Source organism: Verrucomicrobiia bacterium (assembly GCA_036405135.1).
Taxonomy (GTDB): domain Bacteria; phylum Verrucomicrobiota; class Verrucomicrobiia; order Limisphaerales; family JAEYXS01; genus JAEYXS01.
This window is the reverse complement of the sequence record DASWYF010000048.1, coordinates 89,388-111,543: the sequence shown is the minus strand read 5'-3', so window position 1 is coordinate 111,543 and position 22,156 is coordinate 89,388. Positions and strand designations below refer to the sequence as shown.

Here is a 22,156-nt window from a genome sequence, read left to right as displayed (position 1 = left end):
TCCTCCCAATATGAATTTCGTTTGCCGCAGGGTCAAGGTCTGCGGCTGGTTTAACTGAAAATACATCCGCATACGTAATATCACCAGGAACGGGCCGGAGCGGGCCTTTTCGCCTTAGGTTGCGGCTGCCCAACGATTTCCACCAGCGTTTGCTGCAGCACCAGCGCCTTATCCGTCTGGCTGGAAACGAGCTGCAAATTACAGGTAAGCAGCAATTCCATCGCTTTTACCAGTTCATCAATGGAGTAATTCCCGCACTGCGACACGGAGCGGAACAGCACAAACGGATGCATCGTGAGTGGATTCAACTTCTTGTCATCCGGCAAGGCATCCGCCGGTATGCCCTCCAACTGGCTTTTAAAACGGTTGTAGTCACTCACCTGTTTCAGCCACCCCACGCGAATGGCTTCCTTCAAGAACAGCAACACGCGCACTTTACTGATCAATCCGTAAAGCAAACCGATCTCGGACTTGTCCTTGTCGAATTTAGTCATCCACAAGTCTTCGTCCAACGTGCGTAAAACCTTCACCAGATCGCGATCACCCAAAGCATCAGCGAGGGCAAACGCACGCGACTGTTTATTTTTAGTCACGATCGCATCCACGTCATCCTGCGTGATGGTCTCTCGATCACCGACGTACAGGGAAAGCTTCTCCGCTTCACTGCCCAGCTGGCGTGGGTAAGGCCCGATGCACGCGACGAATTCCGCCAGCGCGTTATCCGCTATGCGTTTGCCCGCCGCCTTGAAATGCCCTTCCGCCATGGACTCCGCCTTCGCCGCCCACTCTTTATCATCGGTTGAAAGCCCGGCGAAGTTCTCCACCTGCCCGATCTTATCAAGCGTTTTAAAGAACGTCTTGCGCTTGTCCACCTTGCCCGCGCTGATGATGAGCCGGACATTGTCCCAGCGAAAATCTTTCAACTGCTGCGCGAGGTCATTCAGTGTATTGGTAACGACGGAGGACGAAGCCGTGCGTTCGTCTCCGAGGAAATTGCAATCCTTCAACCACACCACCTTGCCACCGCCGAAGAAAGGCAGCGTCTGCAATGCCTCGCGCAATTTGCCGATGGCCTTTTCTGCTTCACCGGCATTGCCCACGGTCGCATCGACGAGTTCGTGATCCATGCCGCCGACCTCAGCGCACCAAGCATCATAGAGCTGTTTCGCGCGTTGTTTGACGGCGTACTCATCCTCACCGCAGATGAGGGCGACGGGGTTCGGGGTCGTGGAAGTAGCAGCGCGCGCCATGATGATGCTCCGATCCGCTCAGGTTCCCGGTTCCTCTTCGCCTTCACCTTCGCTCTGGATGCGCTGCAAGTGCTCCGTCATGTCTTCGACTTGCGCGAAGAGCGGGGCGGAAACGTAAATCTCTTTCTTCAACGCCGCTGCCAGTGCCAGACAATCGCTGGGGCGGGCATCAATCTCCACGATCTTTTTACCTAGCTCATTTTCCTGCAAGAGCGTGAGCCGCGCGAAATAGGTGGAGTTCTTGATCTCCGTGATGATGATGCGCTCCACCGTGAGGTTGAAACCCTTGAAGACGTTCAGCATGAGATCATGCGTCAACGGCCGTTCCTTCGGCGCGTTCTGCACGAACTTCATGATCACTTCGGCCATGCTGTTATCCACCTGGATCACGAAGACCTTGTCATCGTTCCCCAGGAAGATGGCGCACCCGGTGTTGGTGGGCAAAATCCCACGGATGGACACGGGCACCACGTCTTTCTTCATAAGAGCACTCTAGGCTGTGCCCGCCAAATAGTAAAGGTTCTGCGGAACCCGGTAAGAACACGGCTTTCTTCAGGCGACACGGGAATACCACAAAGCAATGTGCTGCCGGATTCCAGCCGGCAGTTCCTTCCTCAGCCGCCACCGCGGCTCTAACCAGCCCCCCCTTAAAGCTCTCGCACACCTTGAGCAGGAACATGGAAACACTAGCACCTCGTAAATCGTAATTCCAAAATCGTAAATCCCTTCTATTTGTTCGCCCGAATCGTAAATCTCCATCATCCTGCTAAAAATCTTTTCACACACGATGAAACGAAACCTGCTGTTGTTCTGCTGCTTACTGGGCCTGACGTTCTCCCTTTCATCCGCCACCATCGGCGAAACCGTGTTGAACATCGAACCCACCAAAGAAAACCCGCGCAGTTCGGAAGGCGCCTTTGTCACCCTCTCCTCAGGTCGCATCGTATTCTACTACACGCAGTTCTACGGCGGTGCCGCCGATAACAGCCCGGCCCACATCGTTTCCATCCACTCCGATGACGAAGGCAAAACGTGGTCCAAACAGCCGGAAGTCATCGTGAAGAACATCGGCGGTGAGAACGTGATGAGCGTTTCGCTCCTGCGATTGAAGAGCGGTCGCATCGCCTTGTTCTATCTGTTGAAGAATCACTGGCTCGATTGCCGCCCCTACGTGCGTTTCTCCGATGACGAAACGAAGACATGGTCCGAACCCATCCTGATGCTGGCCGCCCCGGGTTACTTCGTGATGAACAACGACCGCGTCATTCAGCTAACCACTGGTCGCCTCGTCGCACCGCTAGCTTTTCACCGCGCGAAAGCCAACGATCCCAAGACGAGCAAGTCCTTCGATGGCCGCGCCATCACGATGTGGATCCTCTCCGATGACGAAGGCAAAACTTGGCGTGAAGCCGATTCTTGGTGGGCCATGCCACAGAACACGCGCAGCGGCTTGCAAGAGCCCGGCGTGGTCGAATTAACCGATGGCTCGCTGCTGAGCTGGTCACGCACTGACGGCGGCAGCCAATTCATCTTCCGCTCGCTAGATCAGGGCAAAACATGGACGCCACCTGCTCCTAGCGAACTAGCGTCACCTGTCTCTCCCGCGAGCATCAAACGCTTACCCAATTCAGATAAACTGCTAGCCATCTACAACGATCACTCCGGTAAATTCCCCTTCACCAAAGGCAAACGCACCCCGCTAACCTCCGCTCTCTCATCCGATGGCGGCAAGACTTGGGTAAATCACCAAGCCTTGGAAGAAGACCCAGACGGCTGGTATTGCTACACCGCCATGCACTACACAAAGGATGCTGTGCTGTTGGCGTATTGCGCGGGTGATCCAAAAGTGGGCGGCTTGAACCGGCTGCGGATCAAGCGTGTGCTGTTGAAAGATTTGTAGTAGCAGTGTTCACATCAATCGGTTCAGGTTCCGTATAATGTTCTTATGATTCCTTTGTTGAACATGATGCCCAAAGGGAAAATATGAGGATCAAATACAAACGCATGGTGTTTCTTAGGGAACCCGAAGAGTATGATGTGGAGTTATCGGCGTTTCTTTTGCAAGAGGATTGGTTTCTGGCGTATGAAGCTGGCAAGCGCTTCCCAAATCTCATTTCTCTCAACAAATTTTTGAGCCTAGGCAGAGGCAATGATGGATTGATTCCTTCGAGGTGGGAACCGTTTCAATTGACTGAGATAGAATACCAAGAACTTTATCGGGAGTTTAACGAGCGGGATAGATTGGAGAGGGAGAAAGATAAAGGGCTTGGCAGAAATTCAGGAGACATAAGTTCACCCTAAGTCCGGTAAAACGAAAGCCCCACCGGCCTTAGACCGATGGGGGGGGGGTGAAATTTTGCTTCTGAAGGCGGTCTATTTCTTCTCTTCCTTCTTCTCCGCTTTCTTATCGCTCTTCGGAGCCGGTGGCGGAGTCTTCGGCGGGATGTCCGCGTGTTTCGGCGTCACTTCTGTCAGGTTCGGCGTGACGTCCGCATCCTCATTCTTTACCGCCCAGGAAACGCCACCCATCAAAATGTCTTGGAAGAGCGGATTCGTCCAAACGTCCTCGCGATGGCCCATGCTCGTGTAGAACACGCGGCCCTTGCCATACATGCGCGCCCATGTGGCTGGATAGGGAGAGCGCTTGTATTCGTTGTCCTGCATGCCTTCGGTTTCTTGCACGAGCAAGACGTGAAGATTCGGCTGAAACTCTTTCAGCGAGTACCATTCCTCGTTCATATCGAACGAGCTGCCCGCTTTTTCGAAGCCCGGAAACTTGTTCTCCACCACGCGCATCTTCGCCTTCTGCTGGCGGCCATGCTTGATGAACTCGCCACCGAGCATGAGGATGTATGGATCGGATTTATCGCCATTCGTCTGATAACGATCCGATTTGTCCTGGGCATCCGGCAACGTATGGAACGTATCCGCACCGCTGTGCGAACCGATGAAACCCTTGCCGTTCTTCACCGCATCAATGAACGCCTGCTTGCCCGCTTTCGTCATCGGCGGATTCTTGTCCGTGCCCTCAGTGGTCAGGTCGCCCGTGGTGTAGAAGAAAAAGGCGTCGAACTGCGCCAGATACTCCGGCGTGAACAGGCTGCCGTCCTTGCTGAAGGTGAACTCGAAATTATACTTCGGCCCGATCTCCGCGAGCGTTTGCTCGGCAAAGCTGGGCTTGCCGTTATTGCGCTTGATGGCGGAGTGCTCGAAGCCGGAGGACTTGGTGAAGAACAGGATCTTGCGCTTCGGTCCTTTGGTAGGCTCGGCCCAGGAGTTTAATCCAGCGAACGACAGCCCCAAGGCGGCGAGGCTGGAACGCTTGAGCATTTCACGACGGTTCAATGGCAGCATAGGAATTCCGTTCTAAAGATTTAACTGACACCCGGAAACCGGCTTTATTTCGAGGATGTGATCTTGTCCACTTCGACTTTTGTAACCTCGGGCTCGACGACGAGCGCTTTGAACTCCCATTCGCTCTTGGGTTCCAGGATCATGATGTAATCACCGGCGATGCCGATTTGTTTTCCGGCAGAATCGAACAGCTTGAAATCCACGCGCACGGAAGTGTGCTGGGCCTCCGTGTTATTCTTGAGCTTGCCGGTCACATACACCAGGCTCGTCCCCTGGTTTTTCTGCAATTCGTAGTTCACCACCTGCAGGTCTTCCTTGGCCCCCAACAGGCTGAGACCGCCGCCGCCACTGCCTTTCTTTTTCAGAACCACCATGGCACCGCCCGCCAGTATGGCAACCGCGAGCACGATGCCCACGATCATCATCACCTTCTTGCCGCCGCCGCTCTTCTTTGCAGGCGCTTCGGCCAGCTCTTCCTCCGTAGGCACCGGCGGTGTGGCAACTTTTGGCCGTGCCGCAACAGGTGCAGCCGGGGCAGGCGCATGCGGTGCCGCCGCCGTGGCTGCGATGGGCGCTGCCGCTGCACTGACGCCGGGAGCGATCAAAGGCGTTTCCTTGCCGCAATGCGGACAGGGGATGGCTGAACCCGCAGCATTGGCAGGGAAAGAGATGCGGCCATTGCAATGACGACAGGCACATTTCAGATTCGGCTGGCTGGCGACCGGAACCGGCGCAGCAGCAACTGGCGCCACCGTGGCAGGAAGGGCCACCGGCTTGGCGCAATGCGGACATTGAATCGTGGAACCACCCGCCGTGGCGGGATAGGCGATACGACCGTTACAGTGCGGACACGCGCACTTGAGTTCCTGGGCGACGCTCATGCTTCTTCGTCTCCTTCCCGGTAATGCTCCGCCCCACCGGATGCGCTTTTGCCGAGTTTAGGGACACACAGGTTTTCGCAAGAAACCCCGTGCCCAGCAATCTTTTCCTTTCAAATCGCCCAATCCAGCGCGTTTTCGAGCAAAATACGGATGGATTTACGCCTCCTTGATCACCAAAACCATCAGTCGGTACGGGCACGATAAAAGCGACGCGCCTGTCCGGCGGCACCTTTATCCAGATATTCAAAGATACCGTCCGGCGGCGTGTTCGTCTTCACCGGCGTCCACGTCTGCAGATTCGTGGAAACCTCGATCACATATTGCCGGTTGGCTTCCCCGGTCAGCCGCAGCAAGTTCGAACCATCCGGCTGGCGGGCCACGTTTTCCAATGTCGGGGGAATGGCATTCGAATAGGCGACCAGCGAGTAATCGTCGAAAGCCATGTAGTTGTCTCCGGGATAAAGCTCATCCCGGATCGACCACACGGCATCCACATCACCCAAAGCCAGCGATGATCCTTGGGTGGTCATCGGTTGTTCAACCACCAGGGCGACATCATCCAGCCACGCGCTCCACCGGTTCCGCGCAGCATCCATCACGATGGTCAGCTCGTAGATCCGGTTGGGCTCAAACGTCTTGCCCGTGGAGATGTAACCGGCGTTGTTGTCCAAGGCGTAGTTTATCTCCAATGCATGATTGTCGAAATCCAGCGTGAACAACCTCTCCACGTCCTGGTTGTAAACCGTCCAGCGGAAGTCATCATAATGTTCTGTCGTCGAGTCCATGATCGCCATCAACGTCGTGAACTTCACCAATGGCTGGTTCGCCGGCACCGTCGGCAAGTTCCCCTTCCAAACACTCAGCACCACGGCTTCCACTTCCGGTGGCGCGTCATAGCCGATATAAGCCTGCTGACCATATCCGGCGAACAGCCCGTCAATCAACCCGTTCCACGCCTGCGCATCACTGCCAAAGCCTTCCCATCCGTTCTGTCCCGCCAGGTCGGCATTGAGGTTGAACCCTTCGCTGCTTTCAAAACCCGTGCTGTAAATCACGGTGGGAGCGGCTGCCCGAGCATTCAAAACGAGCACACACGCGCAGATTACGGGCACGATCCACCTATGGATGAATGTTTTCATCTTCTTATTCTCCTTGGATGATTAACGGCCCGGGCGGCCGTTGTTGTTATCCCGGCCCGGTGAAGGGCGTGATCCGCCGCCACCAGACGAAGGCGCCGGACTCGAAGGCACCGAAGATCTCGGCAACGTCACTTGTTGCGGAGCTGATTGACGCGGTGCCGGCGAAGCGGCGGGCGGCGTGTAACTCGGGCGCGGAGCAGCAGGCGCACTATAGCTCGGGCGCGGCGCTTCATAGCTCCGGCCCGGCGAAGGCGTGTTGTTTCTTTCCGGACGTTGCGATTGCGACGGCGGTGTGTAAGACGGCGTACTGGGAGCCGTATAGCCCGGAGTGCTCGGCTGCGAGTAACTCGGCGCAGCATAGCTGCCTGACGGCGGGCTGTAACTGCGCGGCAGCTCTGTCCGCGGCAGCTCACGATTTCTCGGTGTCTCCGTGCGCGGCAGCGTGCTGACGCTACTGTTGTTATTGTTGTTGCCGTACGTCGGCTGCACCGAAGGCCGTTGCGTGTACCCACCTGGCTTTTGGATCACGGAGGTGGACGGACGTGTCGGCTCAAACCGTTGCGCGGCCGTCGGCGGTGCTTGGTAAGAAGACACCGGCGTTTGTGGCGTCGTGCGCACCTGTTCAGGCGTGGCCGGAGTCACCGGACGCCCCGCCGAGGGAATCGCGGGCGAACCTGACACTGGTTTCGGCTGCGATAGTGTGACAGCAGGGCCGTTCACCGGCTGTGGTGCGGAAGGCGTGACCGTCGGCCCGCGCACCGGCTCAGGTGTCGAGATCGGGCGCGAAGGCTCAACCGTGCGAAAGCCAGGGGAGGTATACCCCATGCCGCGTGTCGCCGTAGGCCGTGCCGGTTCCACCGGACGTTGCGGTGAAGGCGCACGATCAATGCCCGTGCCCGCCGGATGTGTCGGCGTGCCCAGACTGCGTGAAGGCTCGGTGCCTTGCGTGCCCACCGTTTGCGTTTGCGGGCGGGTCAGCTTCGGCAACGCTGTAGGCTTGGGCGCTTCATACCGTTGCAAAGCCGTGTTCGGCGCTGTCGCCCGGCTGTTACCGGAAGATACCGTGCCCAACTGCGGCTGCAGATTCGCCGGAGCCTGATTTACTGGCACGCGGCTGCCGCTCGGACGTCCGGAAATTCCGCTCGCATCCGATTTGCTCACCTCAGTCCGCGTGCGCGGAGCTTCCGAAGGGCCGCTCGGGCGATACACCGCGAGGCTGCCGCCATCACGCACTACACGATCCGGTTGCACACTCGCGCGTTGGGCCGCAGGCGTTTCCCTCACGCTGACTTTTTGGATCTCCGTGCGCGTGGCCTTGCTGATCTGCGTCACCGGCGCACCGCCCTGGTTGATCACCACGTTATTATTGTTGCCTTGCACGATCACGTTGTTCACCACCGTCTGATTGTAAACCCGCGTCACTTGTGTGGCCGGCACACAATGGCGATACGGATTGTGAGAATAGAAGTGGTTGTGGCCCACGAACACATAATCGCTCGCGCCCAAACCGAATTCAAAGCTCACACCCACATGACTGTTCCGGTAAGTGAAGCCGATGCCACTGTGATAACGCGCTGCCGGAGGCAACGGCGCCCAGCCGCAATAGCTCGATGAATTTCTCCAGCTCACCCACGCAGGTCCCCAGACGCGGTCAGGCGTCCAGCACCACCCACGGCGCGGGTGATTGAACCAGCGGCCATAATGAAACGGAGCCCAGCCCCAGGAATAATCGGACTGCCAGTACCACCCGCTATCCGTGTAGAGCCAACGGCCACCATGCTGATAAGGACGCCAGCCCACATACGTCACCGCCACAGTCGGTTGCCAGCACCAGCCATAACCATCCACATCCACCCAGGAACCGTAAGGTGAAAGGGAAGAATAAAAATACTGCACATCCGCCGGAGCCTGTTGGATCACTACGGGCTGCTGCACGATCACCGGTTGTTGGACCACCACCGGCTGCTGTTGCACCACCACTTCAGTTGCCGGAGCTGGATTGGTTGAAACCAAAGGCGTAAGCGCTGGCGCCGTCGGCGCTTTCACTTCCGGTATGTTCAACGGCTCTTTGGTCACGGCCGCTTTCGCTTCTGCCATCTTCTCCGGGTTCGGCGACCGCTTCACCAACTCGGCGATCACCTTGTCCGACACACCCAAGTCATGGAGATAGATGATTTCTTCGGTGGAAGGATTATACGCGTGCGTGGAACGCTCCACGTAAGCGAGCAAAACATCCTCGCCTACTTTGGCTTGCGCCAGCCGGACGATTTCGGCCAAACCCGGGGAAAGTTCTGGGATGGTGGCCGGTAATTGCTGCTTCACTTCACCCGGCGCGCCATCCATGGCGGGTGCCTCAGGCGCGGTCGGAGCAGCAGGAGCATTCTCCACCGCTTTCAGCTTGGCCTTTTGCTCAGCCGTCTCATCTTCAGCGGCGTTCACCACTCTCACCGAATCAGCCGCCCCCGGGATGGCGGCAAATCCTGCCAAGGCAAGACCTAACACCCCTGTCCGGGTAAACTGTAAAAGACTCTGTTTCATATTTATCGGTCAGTGGGGAAGTGTTGCGATTCCCCTCTTCAACCATACCATATCTGACTTACTCCGTTTACGTATTATTCAACGGAACATCAGTCGTGCTATTCGCATTAAGTAGCTTTACTTAATAAATTTGCGGCACTGCATCAGCTATAAAGCTGAGGTCATGACAGGCCAAAGAAAAGCTGCCACTTAACTTCCTGATTTGCTGAGCCTTGACGATGAAACCGGGCGAACCGCGATTTTCCATTGCTATCCGCTCCACAGTAGAGTTGCCTTTTACCGACTCATGAAAAACTTGCTGTTGCCGTTCTCTTTTTCTTTCTGTTTGGCCGCTCTGCTGACAGCTCAGGCAGATGGTCCGGCGGATAATATCGAGACAAATGTCCGCCGCGTACCGCCCATCGGCATTCAAGTCCCGGATAAGGACAGGCAGGAAATCCAGCAAGGCCTCGATACCCTCGCCAAGGAGATTGATGGCACCAAGCAGGCGTTGGCGAAGAAGCCCGAACTTCTCGCCTTGCTGCCGGATGTGCAAATCTACCACAAAGCCGTCCGTTACGCCCTCACCTATCAAGAGGTCCACAAGACGAACGAGATCGCCCTCGCCAAACAACTCCTCCAGCAAGGCACCAATCGCGCCAAGCAATTGCGCGAAGGTAAGCCGACATGGACGAATGCCACGGGATTGGTGGTACGCTCGTTTGAATCCCGCATCGATGGTTCCGTACAACCATACGGTCTCGTTGTCCCCGAAGCGGCCAAGACCGGTCTGCCTCTGCGTCTCGACATCTGGTTCCATGGACGCGGTGAAGTCCTCAACGAGATGAATTTCATCAATGACCGCCAGCGCAATGCCGGCCAGTTCACCCCCCCGAACACCATCGTGCTGCACGTTTACAACCGCTACTGCAATCCCGCCCGTTTCGCCGGTGAGACAGATGTCTTTGAAGCACTTGCACATGTTAAGAAGTTTTACGCAATCGACGAGAACCGCATCCTCGTGCGCGGCTTCTCCATGGGTGGCGCTTCGTGCTGGAATTTCGCCGTGCATCATCCTGATCTCTGGGCAGGTGCACAACCGGGCGCTGGCTTTTCCGAAGCTGCTGAGTTCCTGCGCTTCTTCCAAAGTGAAACGCTGAAACCCTATCCTTGGGAAAGCAAACTCTGGCGCTGGCACGATGCTACGGAACACGCCATCAATCTCTTCAACGTTCCTACCGTCGCCTACAGCGGGGAAAAGGATAAGCAGAAGCAGGCAGCGGATCTCATGGAGCAATTCGCCGCGAAAGAAGGCATCCGCCTCACGCACATCATCGGGCCGAACACAGAGCACAAGTTCGAGCCCAACGCGAAACTCGAAGTCGAGAAACGCATGGACGCCATCGCCGCGCGCGGTCGCAATCCAGTGCCACGTCAGGTGAAGTATGCGACGTTCACTTTGCGCTACAACAAAGCCTTCTGGATCACCATCGATGGCTTGGAACAGCATTGGGAGCGAGGCTTCGTAGATGCAGAATTCGAAACCGGCGAAAGCTGGATCAAGGTGGATACCAAAAATCTGACCGCACTGACCGTCTCTTTCGATGCTGGCGAATATCCGCTGAACATCACGCGCCCCGCGAGAGTGATATTGGACGGCCAGACGATCGAAACGCCAAAAGCATTCTCCGATCGCAGCTTCTCCGCCAGCTTCCGCAAGGATGGCAAACGCTGGAAACTCATCACAGAAGCTGCCAGTGGCCTAGTGAAGAAACATGGGCTGCAAGGCCCCATCGATGACGCCTTCATGGATTCCTTCATGTTCGTGCAGCCAAGCGGAACGGCGATGAATGCGAAAGTAGATCAGTGGGTGAAGAGTGAACTCGATCACGCCGTGACGCACTGGCGTCAACAGTTCCGCGGCGATGCGCGTCTGAAGAAAGACACGGAGATCACGGATGCCGACATCGCCCAGCACAATCTCGTCCTCTGGGGCGATCCGCAAAGCAACGCCCTCCTCGCCAAGATCGCCGACAAACTCCCCATCAAATGGACGAAGCAAGGCTTGTGGGCAGGTGCGCTCAATCATTCAGCGGAGACACACGTGCCCGTGCTGATTTATCCGAATCCCTTAAATCCCAAAAAGTATGTGGTCATCAATAGCAGCTTCACCTATCGCGAATACGATTATCTGAATAACGCGCGCCAGACACCCAAGCTGCCAGACTGGGCCGTGGTGGATATCAGCAAGCCTGCCACATCACGGTGGCCCGGTGGTATCGTGGAAGCAGGCTTCTTCGGCGAGCGCTGGGAGTTGCCGCCGAGGAAGTAAGGATTAAGCTACGAAAATGCCTTGGTGTTTTCTGATGTAAGCATTGCATTTATGCATGATGCCATCATTCACCATCTCGTAGATATCTACATCGACTGATTGCAACGTCGGATAGCGGGGGTTTTTAGGGAATTGCTCGAACCAGTTCACTTCCGGTCCGGCACTAAACTCCGCACACCCAGTTTCCAAGGCATGAGGTATTCCGGCTTCAAGCCGTTCAATCACCTCGTCAGCGCCGATCTCTTGGAGTGCTTTATGAACAGAGGGTGTCTGGTTGCCCCTGCTGTTGAGCAAAAACACTTCGATTCCACCACCACCGGCTTCACAGTAGAAATTCCATAGGAAATAAATCGTGGCGACTTCAACGGGAATCCGGACTACGCGCGTCAAGTCCGTGACATAGGGCTGAGATTCCGCTTGTGGCGCTATGTGTGCCGCCAGCTCTTGAAACAGCCAGTCCGGCGGCAACTTCTGGAACTTTTCCAGCGGATAGGGTTGGTACATGGAATCAGTGGCGGGTTGTTGTATCCTATGGCTTAAAAACTGGCAATGATTCCTGGGGGATTCAATCTCGAAGTATGATTCCGACAGGTTCTTTGCATGTGAAATTTTTCTCTGTAACCTTATTCCTAGAAATCTTCTGTAACGGGTGAAGTTGGGTTGTATGCCCGGCGACACTAATATGAATATTGTTCCATATCCGACGTTGGCGTTCGCCATAGGGGTGATCGAGATCATCGTCATTCTGGTAGTTTTGGGGGTGATGACTGCTATCGTCATCGTGATCATTGCGGCGGTGGTCGCCAGTAATCGTAAGAAGTCGCTCGATGTAACGCCGATTCCACCCCGCCCGCCCGCCGTGCCGCTTTCCGTCACCGTCCAACTTTGCCCCAAATGCGGCCGGACGCTGGAGACCAACGCTCCGCAAGGGCTCTGCCCGAGCTGTCTGATGAAAGGTGCCTTCACCACCGCGCCCGGAACCGATTCCGGTTTCGCTGATAAGAACCCGCCTTTGCCTGAAGATCTCGCCACGCATTTTCCGCAACTGGAGATCCTCGAACTGCTCGGCCAAGGCGGCATGGGCATGGTTTACAAGGCGCGCCAGACGCAACTTGATCGCTTCGTCGCGCTGAAACTCCTTCCCGTTCGTGCTTCAGGTGATCCTGCGTTCGCGGAACGCTTCGCCCGTGAAGCCCGCGCTCTTGCCAAGCTGAATCATCCGAACATCGTGGGCGTACATGACTTCGGCCAGACCACGAACTACTGCTGGTTCATCATGGAGTTTGTGGATGGCGTGAATCTCCGCCAGATGGAGCAGACCCAACGCTTCACTCCTGAACAGGCCATCAACATCATCCCGAAAATCTGCGATGCCCTCCAGTACGCGCACGATGAAGGCGTGGTGCATCGGGATATCAAGCCCGGCAACATCCTCATCGATAAAAAAGGCCGCGTGAAGATCGCGGACTTCGGGCTCGCCAAGCTGCTGGGCAAGAAAGAGGGCGAGGCGCATCTCACACAATCGAACATCGTGATGGGGACGCCGCATTACATGGCTCCGGAGCAGATGAACAATCCGCTGACCGTCGATCACCGCGCGGACATCTATTCCCTCGGCGTAGTCTTCTACGAGATGCTCACCGGTGAATTGCCCATCGGCCGCTTCTCACCTCCTTCACAGAAAGTGCAGGTAGATGTTCGCTTGGATGAAGTGGTGTTGCGCACTTTGGAAAGCGAGCCTGCCCGCCGTTATCAACAGGTGAGCGACGTGCGCAGTGATGTGGAATCCATCTCCGGCCTGGTGGAAAAACTGCCACCCTCCATGCGCTACGCCATGGGCGGTGAATACCGCTCCGAGATGACGATCGGCGATCTGCCCTTGGTTCACATCGCGTGGGGAACAGATGCGGCCACCGGGAAAAAGCGCATCGCGCGCGGCATTATCGCCATTGGAGATATCGCCAAAGGTATATTCGCTTTCGGTGGTGTGGCGACAGGTGTGTTCGCCTTTGGCGGCGTGGCCTTGGGGCTGCTGGCCGTTGGCGGTGTGGGCATCGGACTCATATCCTTCGCTGGCATCGCCCTCGGTTTGCTCTTCGCATACGGCGGCGCTGCGATCGGTGGTATCGCCATGGGCGGCATGGCGGCCGGATACTATGCAGGCGGTGGCGTGGCCTTTGGTGCTCATGCCATGGGCGGCAATGAATCCGATGCTGCTGCCGTCAACTTGTTCCGCCGCCTGAGCAGTCCCTGGATGCACTGGATCACCATGGCCCTGATGATTCCTTCCATCATTCTGCCAGTTTTCGCGAACAGTTTCGCCCGTCTCAATATCGCCCGGAAACTGGAAGGCAAACGCAAGCCAGAGGAAGAACAGGCCTTGGCGAAGCTAAAAGGTCCATCGATGGCCCTGCTGGTCTCCGTGGTCCTGCAATGGGTGCTGCTCGTCTTCGGCGGAGTGGCCATGCTATACTTCGCCATGTTCCGCGAAAATCAAATCGGCTTCCGCGACCCTTCGCCAGCGGAAGCGTTTTATCACCGATTCCAATTTCCCCTGATCATGGCGGCTTCCTTCGCGGGTTTAATACTGATGGGTGCGTCAGCGCTCATCACTTGGGGAGCCATCCGGATGCGCTACGCCAAGTCCTATAACTTCGCCCTCGCCACCGCCATCCTCACCATCCTGATATCACCCGCCAACGTGTTCGGCCTGTTCGCTGGCATCTGGGCCTTGGCGGTTTTGTTACAACCCGACGTGAAGGCCACCTTCCGCTAAAAGCCGACCCAGCACTTAGATGAGGAATTGGACTTTAAAAGATGCGGATGAACATCACCCTCTCCCCTCGGGGGACTGGTCATTACCTACAACTCACAGCGCAAACAAAACAGCGTTAGAGCGGTTTAAAAAAGGATGTAGCCGGGTGCAGCGAGGATATTTGGGTTCTGGCGAGACTTTGGCGAAGGAGCAGGTTCCCAAGACCCTGTGACTGAGCCGAAACGAAGCCAGAACCCAAAAAGACCGCCCTTCTCATTCTTCAGCCACCAGGCTACAGGATTTTTTAGACCGCTCTAAACTGGTAAACTGAGCGGCAAATGTTCCTCCTTCTCCTCGGGGAGAAGGCCGGGATGAGGGGTAAGGAACCTCGCCTAAGCAAAGTTCACCTTCCATACGTTCTTGCCCTCTCCGTTCAAAACTTATGGGTAATGCATAGCTCCAAGGGGGAGGGGTGCCGGACTTCCCCATTCTCTTTTTCTTCCCCCTCTACGGAAACAGTGCCCAAGACACGCCCAGTTCCAAATTCAAGCAGCCGTTGTAGTTGACCAAAACCACAAAAAAGGCCACCATATGTTAACGCTATGGGAGGAGTGCTACACGGCCAGATGACGCCGAACCAGAGGGAACTCTGGGAAAAAGTAAGTCATTATTCCTTCGATGACCCCAAGGCGGCGTATCCTTTCACTGAACGGTTGGCCAAAGAAAATGGCTGGAACCTGGGCTATGCTTTGCGCGTGGTGGAAGAGTATCGGCGCTTCGCCTTTCTCGCCGTCACGGCAGGTCATCCGGTTTCCCCATCGGATGCCGTCGATCAAGCCTGGCATCTCCACCAACTTTACTCTGATTCCTATTGGGACGATTTCAACGCCGAGGTGCTGGGTAAAACATTGTCCCATCAACCCACCAAAGGCGGTGAGGAGGAAACAGAGAAATTCGCCCGCTGGTATGATCGCACTTTGGAAAGTTACGTCCGCCTGTTCGGACAGCAGCCACCGATAGACATCTGGCCTTTACCCAAAACGGTCGAAGTGTCCAAACCCCATTACACACGGGTGAACCACGCGGAAAATTGGGTGGTGGAAAAGAGTTCGGTGAAGGCCGTTGCTTTTTTGATCTGCCTGTGGATATGCACTTTCGGCGGGCTGATGGCGATCGGCGCCTTGGTCACTGGCGATTCATTGCTGAACCTGAAAAGCCGTGACTTTCTGGGCTTTTATATCTCCACGGCTTTTGTGTTGTTCGTGTTCGTCTTGGCCCTCGTCTCGAAGCTGCGAGGTGTGGAAGCTCCGGTGCATACACCTGATCCATCCATCCTAGATCCTTATGTGCTGGCCTGCTTGAACGGCGGGCCGAAGCTGGCCGTGTTCGCCGCCATCGCCAAGCTCTTCAATGAAGGCAAACTTCGCCGCGATTCTGGGAGCGATACCTTATCAGCGGACCGGGCCTATGTCGTGAATGGCCATCCTCTGGAGATGCGCCTGCACGAACATGCTTTAACCATGGGCAGAGGCTGCTCTCCCGCTGCACTGTGCAAGGCAGCGGAACTTCAAACCGCCATGCTCGTCAATGAACTGGAAGACCGGCATCTGTGGCTGACAGATGGACAGTATCAACGCATGCGTGGAATCGTGGCCGGAATTCTGAGCGCACTGGTGACGATGGGGTTCATAAAAATCTTGGTGGGCGCTTCGCGGGGAAAACCGGTGTTTTTCCTGGTCTTGCTCACTTTGATCACAGGCCTGCTGTCCTTCTATTATGTTCTTAAGTTGAGCCGCCGGACCTCTTTGGGAAATGAAGTGTTAAGCGTGACCAAATCCCGCTCTGAAGAGGCCGTAGGCAAGGGTTTGATCCACGATCCCGCGATGGTGACTTTGATCATTGCAGGCATGGGCATCGCTGCTTTACCGAGTTTAGGCATGGCGGATCTGCGTAAGACATTGGCACCACCTAACCAAGGGGGCGAGGGCGGTTCTAGCTGTGGCACAAGCGGCTGTGGAGGAGGTAGCAGCGGGTGCGGTGGTGGTGGTTGCGGCGGCTGTGGAGGAAGTTAATGAAGTGACAATCGTGCCCATTTATCGCTGGAATGGCTGAAGGCAAAGAGGAAAGGAACAGTTTATGAGCGAGGGGATGAATCCAACAGCGCAAGAATTTTTCGAAGAGTTTCTGGCCGAGAAAGCGGCTTTGGAAGCGGCCTATCACCAGACGTCGCTGCCTATGCAGGCCAAGTTCTTTTCGGCTGGATATATCGAGCGCACCGAAGCGTGGCGGGCGGCGAAGGATATCGAAAAATTTGAAAGGTCCGAGGTTCATGGGCCCGTCGCCAAGATGTACACTGTCCATCGGGTGGGAACGATTCAAATGCGTCAACGTTACCAACTCCGCCTAGTAGGAGAAAAATGGGAAATCCATGCCCAAGCATGCATATGCATTCCTTGTCAGGGAACTGGTCAGCATGACGAAAAAGAATGTAATTTCTGTCATGGCGAAGGCTGGAACCAACTTTTCAAAGACCGTTCATAAGCGTGAACAGGTTCGGTCACCTAAAGAAGATATTTACACCTACACACGCCACTTCCTGCCCTCCCTCATGTAATATATTATTCCCCGCAGATTTTTGATTGTGTGCCTTCGCTGGTTCGTCCTAACTCAGGGACATCAGCTATGAATACTCTCAGCCGCCGCTCTTTCCTTCGTCTCTCCGCTGGCTCGGCCTTGCTGGCCGCCGGTGCTGGTTCTGTCGGGCTCACGCCTTCTGCCTTGGCCATCGAGCCCATCAATCGCGCAGGCAAGCCGCGTTTCATGCTCAGCCTCGCCGCTTACGGCTTCCGCGATTACTTCCCGTGGATGCGTGGCAAGCAAAAGACCATCGCTGATGCCAGCAAGCAGATGGACATGTTCAAGTTCGTGGATTACTGCGCTGACCACAATTGCGAAGGCGCTGAACTGACGAGCTATTTCTTCGACCCCAAGACCACCACTGATGACCTCCTGAAGCTGCGCCGCCACGCCTTCCTGCGCGGCGTCATCATCAGCGGCAGCGCCGTGGGCAATAACTTCGCCCGCGTGAAAGGTCCGGAACTGGACGCCGAGATCGCCGATGTGAAGAAGTGGATCGACCAGGCCTCTGTGCTGGGCGCACCGCACATCCGTGTCTTCGCCGGTCAACAGGCTAAAGGCGTAGAAGAAGCCGTCGCCCTGAAGAACTGCATCGAAGCGCTCGAAGAGTGCTGCGATTACGCCGGTAAGAAAGGCATCATCCTCGGCATGGAAAACCACGGCGGCATCGTGACCCTGCCCGACCAGTTGCTGAACATGGTGAAAGCCGTGAAGAGCCCATGGCTCGGCATCAATCTCGATACCGGAAACTTCCGTACGGAAGACCCGTATGGTGATCTCGCCAAGTGCGCGCCCTACGCTGTGAACGTGCAGGTGAAGGTGGAGATCCAGTTCGGCCCGAAAGCCGAGAAGGTGCATTCAGACCTCAAGAAGCTGATGAAGATCATGAAGGACGCGAACTATCAGGGCTTCGTCGCCCTCGAATACGAAGCCAAGCCGGACCCGTATGACGCGATTCCGAAGCATCTCGAAGAATTGCGCGCCGCGTTTGCCTGATCTGCAAAATTTTTCCAAAAAGCCGGACAGATTCAGGTCTGTCCGGCTTTCTTTTTAGGTGAAGAAGCCCAAAGCCCGTGCTGCCGGATTCCAGCCGGCAGTTCAACGCGATCGATGTAACATAATCCACTCCTGCCGGAGAACGCTCCGTTTGCTTCCATTCATTTATCTCGAGGCTTGTTAATGCACTTCAACTGCCGGCTGGAATCCGGCAGCACTTTGCCCGCTCGACTTTTGCAAGTGCTTCCCTAAACTTTCCTCATTCACCATGAAAAAACTGCTGCTCACGCTTTCATTGCTCGTCGTCATGCTGGCTTCGGCCACGGCGGCTCCGATCAAGGTTCTTATCGTCGATGGCCAAAACAATCACGATTGGAAAGGCACCACGCCCTGGCTCAAGAAATTGCTCGAAGAAACCGGCAAGTTCACCGTGGAAACCGCCACCACACCTCCGGGTAAAGGTGACATGTCGCAATTCAAACCCGACTTCTCCAAATACGATGTCGTCGTCTCCAACTACAATGGCGAGCCGTGGACTGATGCCACGAAAGCGGCTTTCGAGGATTTCGTGAAGAAAGGCGGTGGTTTCGTGGCTGTGCACGCAGCGGATAATTCTTTTCCTGAATGGAAAGCTTACAACGAGATGATCGGCATCGGCGGTTGGGGTAATCGCTCGGAGAAGAGCGGTCCATACGTAAACTACTGGGAAGGCAAGATCATCAAGGACCTGACACCAGGTCGCGGTGGCAGCCACGGAGCACAGCATGAGTTCGTGGTGGAAACTCGCGAATCGAGCCACCCGATCATGAAGGACATTCCGTCAAAATGGTTGCACGCAAAAGATGAACTCTACGACCGTCTGCGCGGACCTGCGGAAAATCTCACCGTGCTTGCCACCGCCTTTGCTGATCCGCAAAAAGGCGGCTCCGGCAAGCACGAACCCATGCTGATGGTGCTGAACTGGAACAAGGGCCGCGTCTTCCACACGACGCTCGGTCATGCGCGTCCGGAAGGCAAAGTCGCCATGGAATGCGTAGGCTTCATCGCAACTTTCCAGCGCGGTACCGAATGGGCTGCTACCGGCAAAGTGACGATTCCTGTTCCGAAAGATTTCCCGACTGCGGAAAAGGTAAGCATACGCCCGGAAGCTAAGTAGTCGGACTGTATTTTTACGAAAGGCGCGTGATGACCTCACGCGCCTTTTTATTTCTTCGCGGCTTCGATCTGCTGCAACAACGTCCGCGCGCAACGATCCGCAAATGCCAGATCATTCACCACACAATCCATCTCGATCACCGGGATGTCCTTGCGCAGACCTTTCTTCAATTCACCACAAAACGCTTCATCCGCCGCCGCGTCATGGAATGAACCGCCCGGAGCCGCGATCACACTGAACCCTTTCAGAGGCAATAACACCGTGACCGGCCCAGTCGAAAGGTTCAACCGTTCTGCAATCATCCGTCCCATCGTGCGGTTCTCTTCCGCATTGGTACGCATGAGCGTCACCTGCGGATTGTGCTGATAAAATTTACGCCCTTGGTATTTTGCCGGAACAGTGTCAGGCCCGTGGAAATTCACCATGTCCAAGCAACCCGGCGCGACGATCGCAGGCACACCTTTGCGGGCCGCCGCTTCGAGGCGTGTCGGCCCTGCCGTAAGAAACCCACCCGCCACTTCATCCGCCCACTCCGTCGTGGTGATATCCAGCACGCCGCTCACCATGCCGGATTCGATGAGCGATTCCATCGTGCGCCCGCCTGTGCCTGTGGAATGAAATACCAGCACTTCATATCCTGCTTGTTCCAAAATCCCCTTCGCATGATTCACCGCTATCGTCGTATTGCCGAACATGCTCGCCACGATGATGGGTTTGTCCTCCGCCTTGGGTGCGCGTGTGCTCACCATGCCACAAATCGCACCCGCTGCATGAGTCAGGATTTGCCGTGAGATGCGGTTCAACCCCGCCACATCCACAATGCTCGGGAACATCACGATATCTTTCGAGCCAACGTATTGCGCCGTGTTACCGCTCGCCAAGGTTGACACCATCAGCTTGGGAAACCCGATGGGTAAAGCCCGCATGGCCGCCGTGCCTATGGCCGTACCGCCACCGCCTCCCAAAGAGATCACACCATCGATCTTTCCATCCGCCACCAGCTTTTGCATCATCATCGCTGCCGCCTTGGCCATCGCAGCTACTGTTTCACCGCGATCTTTACGGGCTTTCAAAGCTACAAGATCGACTCCGCCGACCGCCGCCACTTGTTCACAAGTGATATCCGCCGGAATCTGTGATGCCTCCAAAGCGCCGACATTGATGAGCAGAGGCGTGTGCCCTTGATGACGGATTTGCTCTGCTACATAGGCATGCTCAATACCTTTGGTGTCAAACGTTCCCAAGACGGCGATGGTGGACATGTTGCTAGGAAACTAAATCCACTGAAGAAAGGCAAACCTCTATGCCTTGGTAAAGCGGGCAAGCAGCTTGGTGAAATGCACCAAAACTAATCTTTCTTTTGCTCGAACTGGAAGGAGCAGCAACCCAGGTCTAGGCACGTCTTCTCGGATGACATGCGGCGGCGAAAATCAGGCGTGACCGTGTATTCATGCACCCGCCCTTGGATCTTTTGCTCGATCAGGCCGGCTTCGCGCAGGATGCGAAGGTGTTTGGAGGCGTTGTAATGCGTCAGGCCGAGCGCCTTCGCCACTTCGCCCACACTGAGGGGACGGTTGATCAGCTGCTGCATGATCGCGAATCGCGTCTCATCAGCCAGCGCTTTGAGCCAAGGCACACACTCTGTCGGGCTGGTTTTTTCCTTACCCACAGGGAAAGTTTATATGAGTTTGCACAGCGAGGCAAATATCTTGGCGAATAACGTCAGAGCGGTTGAATCTCGGATAAGGCTGAATTACTCTGTTCGCCAGACCGTCTCAACACACAATCGCTAAGGCTGATTTGCTTTTATGGAAACGACCCCGGCCCGTTACATCATGATCGGCGGCTTTCTCGGCGCTGGCAAGACGACCTCGGTGCTCAAGCTGGCGCATTGGCTGGATGACACACACGGTCTGCGCGTGGGGTTGATCGATAATGACCAAGGCAGTCAGCTCGTGGATACCGCCTTGCTGGCCTCTCACGATTACGAAGTGGAAGAGATTTCCGGCGGGTGCTTTTGCTGCCGCTTCAATTCCTTGGTGGAAGCGGCGGACCGCTTGAACAAACGCACCTTGCCTGAAGTGTTCATCGCGGAACCGGTGGGGAGTTGCACGGATTTGGTAGCAACGGTGACATATCCGCTGCGCCGCATGTATGGGGAGTCCTACACGATTGCGCCGCTCAGTGTTTTGGTGGACCCGATCCGAGCGGCACGTGTTCTGGGATTGGAACAGGGCAGCCGTTTCTCCGAGAAGGTGGAGTATATCTACCGCAAGCAGCTCGAAGAGGCGGACATCATCGTGATCAACAAGCGAGATATGCTCTCGCCGGAGAAACTGACCGAACTGCAAGCGGCCTTGGCGAAGAGTTTCCCGCTCGCCAAGATCATGACGGTTTCCGCACGCACAGGTGAAGGGTTGGAGGAGTGGTTCAAGGAATTGACCGAGACGACCCAGAAGCCACGTGCGGTGATGGAGGTGGATTATGAAGTGTATGCGGATGGCGAGGCACTGCTGGGCTGGTTAAATGCCGCTTACACCCTGCAGACCGAGAAGCAAACGGACGCAAATGAGTTTCTGCGCCAACTGGCGGAATCGGTGCGACGCAAGCTCACCGCTCACGGCAGTGAGGTTGCTCACTTCAAGATGACGTTGGAACCGGAGGATAGCTTGGGCGATCTGGCCGTGCTGAATCTAGTGCGAAATGATTATGTGCCGGAGCTTTCGATGGAGTTGGAAGAGCCGTTCACAGATGCACATCTGACGGTGAACATGCGGGCCGAAGCGGCTCCGGAAGATTTGCAGAAATTATTGGCGGATGCGGTTTCGGAAACGCTGGTGGCATTCCCGGGATTGACGGCGAAACAGGAGCATCTGGAGGCGTTCAAGCCGGGCAAGCCGCAGCCGACGCATCGGGATGTGTAGATAACGGGTTTAATTGAGGGGACCGGCACCCCTCACCCCGGCCCTCTCCCCTCCGAGGGGCGAGGGAGTTGGTATCCCTCGTCGTTATAGAGTCGCTGGCGTGCGAAAAGTTTCGGCTTCGGCGGCCTGGTTTGATTTTAAAGGTATAGGGGGCGTGTGTTGCGGCGGAAGTCGCGGACTGCCGGCCCCGACACCTGTGTCGGGGCACGGGCAGC

Annotated in this window: 18 protein-coding genes; 9 read left to right on the top strand and 9 right to left on the bottom strand. The window is 56.0% G+C overall.

Annotation, left to right across the window (positions count from 1 at the left end; all coding sequences use genetic code 11):
- Positions 1-80: 80 nt before the first annotated feature.
- Together VGH19_22320 and VGH19_22315 are read right to left on the bottom strand one after the other, a co-directional pair.
- Positions 81-1,250, bottom strand: coding sequence for a DNA polymerase III subunit delta (locus VGH19_22320; protein ID HEY1174117.1), 1,170 nt, complete (start codon positions 1,248-1,250; stop codon positions 81-83).
- 18 nt (positions 1,251-1,268) lie between these two features.
- Positions 1,269-1,733 (bottom strand): bifunctional nuclease domain-containing protein, encoded by a 465-nt coding sequence (locus tag VGH19_22315; GenBank protein ID HEY1174116.1) that lies wholly within the window; start codon positions 1,731-1,733, stop codon positions 1,269-1,271.
- A gap of 304 nt (positions 1,734-2,037) precedes the next feature.
- On the opposite strand from VGH19_22315, the gene VGH19_22310 reads away from it, so the two are divergent.
- Positions 2,038-3,150 (top strand): sialidase family protein, encoded by a 1,113-nt coding sequence (locus VGH19_22310; protein HEY1174115.1) that lies wholly within the window; start codon positions 2,038-2,040, stop codon positions 3,148-3,150.
- Between the two features lie 83 nt (positions 3,151-3,233).
- Entirely contained in the window at positions 3,234-3,551 is a 318-nt protein-coding gene (locus VGH19_22305; protein ID HEY1174114.1) for a hypothetical protein, read from the top strand.
- A 72-nt stretch (positions 3,552-3,623) separates the two neighbouring features.
- On the opposite strand, the gene VGH19_22300 is transcribed toward VGH19_22305, so the two are convergent.
- The 4 genes from VGH19_22300 to VGH19_22285 form a co-directional block, all read right to left on the bottom strand.
- Positions 3,624-4,604, bottom strand: a complete 981-nt coding sequence (locus VGH19_22300) for a ThuA domain-containing protein (protein HEY1174113.1) — start codon at positions 4,602-4,604, stop codon at positions 3,624-3,626.
- A 44-nt stretch (positions 4,605-4,648) separates the two neighbouring features.
- On the bottom strand, positions 4,649-5,485 hold the full coding sequence (locus tag VGH19_22295) for an FxLYD domain-containing protein (protein HEY1174112.1): 837 nt from the start codon (positions 5,483-5,485) through the stop codon (positions 4,649-4,651).
- Positions 5,486-5,667: 182 nt separating this feature from the next.
- On the bottom strand, positions 5,668-6,624 hold the full coding sequence (locus VGH19_22290; GenBank protein HEY1174111.1) for a hypothetical protein: 957 nt from the start codon (positions 6,622-6,624) through the stop codon (positions 5,668-5,670).
- 21 nt (positions 6,625-6,645) lie between these two features.
- Positions 6,646-9,162, bottom strand: a complete 2,517-nt coding sequence (locus VGH19_22285) for a DUF6600 domain-containing protein (GenBank protein HEY1174110.1) — start codon at positions 9,160-9,162, stop codon at positions 6,646-6,648.
- A gap of 286 nt (positions 9,163-9,448) precedes the next feature.
- On the opposite strand from VGH19_22285, the gene VGH19_22280 reads away from it, so the two are divergent.
- On the top strand, positions 9,449-11,473 hold the full coding sequence (locus VGH19_22280; protein HEY1174109.1) for a prolyl oligopeptidase family serine peptidase: 2,025 nt from the start codon (positions 9,449-9,451) through the stop codon (positions 11,471-11,473).
- A gap of 3 nt (positions 11,474-11,476) precedes the next feature.
- Here VGH19_22280 and VGH19_22275 read toward each other — a convergent pair whose 3' ends face one another.
- The gene (locus tag VGH19_22275) at positions 11,477-12,193 is read right to left on the bottom strand and encodes a DUF4375 domain-containing protein (protein ID HEY1174108.1); all 717 of its coding nucleotides are present in this window, start codon (positions 12,191-12,193) and stop codon (positions 11,477-11,479) included.
- On the opposite strand from VGH19_22275, the gene VGH19_22270 reads away from it, so the two are divergent.
- The 5 genes from VGH19_22270 (at position 12,156) to VGH19_22250 (ending at position 19,017) form a co-directional block, all read left to right on the top strand.
- Complete coding sequence (locus VGH19_22270; protein ID HEY1174107.1) at positions 12,156-14,249, top strand: serine/threonine-protein kinase; 2,094 nt, start codon at positions 12,156-12,158, stop codon at positions 14,247-14,249. The two genes, VGH19_22275 and VGH19_22270, sit on opposite strands and share 38 nt — an antisense overlap.
- A 581-nt stretch (positions 14,250-14,830) precedes the next feature.
- Complete coding sequence (locus VGH19_22265) at positions 14,831-16,300, top strand: TIGR04222 domain-containing membrane protein (GenBank protein HEY1174106.1); 1,470 nt, start codon at positions 14,831-14,833, stop codon at positions 16,298-16,300.
- Positions 16,301-16,364: 64 nt separating this feature from the next.
- Positions 16,365-16,769, top strand: a complete 405-nt coding sequence (locus VGH19_22260; GenBank protein ID HEY1174105.1) for a hypothetical protein — start codon at positions 16,365-16,367, stop codon at positions 16,767-16,769.
- A gap of 141 nt (positions 16,770-16,910) precedes the next feature.
- Entirely contained in the window at positions 16,911-17,861 is a 951-nt protein-coding gene (locus tag VGH19_22255; protein HEY1174104.1) for a sugar phosphate isomerase/epimerase family protein, read from the top strand.
- Positions 17,862-18,129: 268 nt separating this feature from the next.
- Positions 18,130-19,017, top strand: coding sequence for a ThuA domain-containing protein (locus VGH19_22250; protein ID HEY1174103.1), 888 nt, complete (start codon positions 18,130-18,132; stop codon positions 19,015-19,017).
- Between the two features lie 47 nt (positions 19,018-19,064).
- On the opposite strand, the gene VGH19_22245 is transcribed toward VGH19_22250, so the two are convergent.
- Both VGH19_22245 and VGH19_22240 read right to left on the bottom strand, forming a co-directional pair.
- Entirely contained in the window at positions 19,065-20,279 is a 1,215-nt protein-coding gene (locus VGH19_22245; protein HEY1174102.1) for a Tm-1-like ATP-binding domain-containing protein, read from the bottom strand.
- 86 nt (positions 20,280-20,365) lie between these two features.
- Positions 20,366-20,686: a winged helix-turn-helix domain-containing protein gene (locus tag VGH19_22240; GenBank protein ID HEY1174101.1), complete on the bottom strand. Its 321-nt coding sequence runs from the start codon at positions 20,684-20,686 to the stop codon at positions 20,366-20,368.
- Between the two features lie 139 nt (positions 20,687-20,825).
- Here VGH19_22240 and VGH19_22235 point away from each other — a divergent pair, with 139 nt between their 5' ends.
- Positions 20,826-21,941, top strand: coding sequence for a GTP-binding protein (locus tag VGH19_22235; protein HEY1174100.1), 1,116 nt, complete (start codon positions 20,826-20,828; stop codon positions 21,939-21,941).
- The last annotated feature ends 215 nt before the right edge of the window (positions 21,942-22,156 follow it).

Bases quoted from the DNA above. Each gene is read 5' to 3' on its own strand.
- VGH19_22320 (HEY1174117.1), bottom strand. From the start codon at position 1,250: ATGGCGCGCGCTGCTACTTCCACGACCCCGAACCCCGTCGCCCTCATC.
- VGH19_22315 (HEY1174116.1), bottom strand. From the start codon at position 1,733: ATGAAGAAAGACGTGGTGCCCGTGTCCATCCGTGGGATTTTGCCCACC.
- VGH19_22310 (HEY1174115.1), top strand. From the start codon at position 2,038: ATGAAACGAAACCTGCTGTTGTTCTGCTGCTTACTGGGCCTGACGTTC.
- VGH19_22305 (HEY1174114.1), top strand. From the start codon at position 3,234: ATGAGGATCAAATACAAACGCATGGTGTTTCTTAGGGAACCCGAAGAG.
- VGH19_22300 (HEY1174113.1), bottom strand. From the start codon at position 4,604: ATGCTGCCATTGAACCGTCGTGAAATGCTCAAGCGTTCCAGCCTCGCC.
- VGH19_22295 (HEY1174112.1), bottom strand. From the start codon at position 5,485: ATGAGCGTCGCCCAGGAACTCAAGTGCGCGTGTCCGCACTGTAACGGT.
- VGH19_22290 (HEY1174111.1), bottom strand. From the start codon at position 6,624: ATGAAAACATTCATCCATAGGTGGATCGTGCCCGTAATCTGCGCGTGT.
- VGH19_22285 (HEY1174110.1), bottom strand. From the start codon at position 9,162: ATGAAACAGAGTCTTTTACAGTTTACCCGGACAGGGGTGTTAGGTCTT.
- VGH19_22280 (HEY1174109.1), top strand. From the start codon at position 9,449: ATGAAAAACTTGCTGTTGCCGTTCTCTTTTTCTTTCTGTTTGGCCGCT.
- VGH19_22270 (HEY1174107.1), top strand. From the start codon at position 12,156: ATGAATATTGTTCCATATCCGACGTTGGCGTTCGCCATAGGGGTGATC.
- VGH19_22275 (HEY1174108.1), bottom strand. From the start codon at position 12,193: ATGGCGAACGCCAACGTCGGATATGGAACAATATTCATATTAGTGTCG.
- VGH19_22265 (HEY1174106.1), top strand. From the start codon at position 14,831: ATGGGAGGAGTGCTACACGGCCAGATGACGCCGAACCAGAGGGAACTC.
- VGH19_22260 (HEY1174105.1), top strand. From the start codon at position 16,365: ATGAGCGAGGGGATGAATCCAACAGCGCAAGAATTTTTCGAAGAGTTT.
- VGH19_22255 (HEY1174104.1), top strand. From the start codon at position 16,911: ATGAATACTCTCAGCCGCCGCTCTTTCCTTCGTCTCTCCGCTGGCTCG.
- VGH19_22250 (HEY1174103.1), top strand. From the start codon at position 18,130: ATGAAAAAACTGCTGCTCACGCTTTCATTGCTCGTCGTCATGCTGGCT.
- VGH19_22245 (HEY1174102.1), bottom strand. From the start codon at position 20,279: ATGTCCACCATCGCCGTCTTGGGAACGTTTGACACCAAAGGTATTGAG.
- VGH19_22235 (HEY1174100.1), top strand. From the start codon at position 20,826: ATGGAAACGACCCCGGCCCGTTACATCATGATCGGCGGCTTTCTCGGC.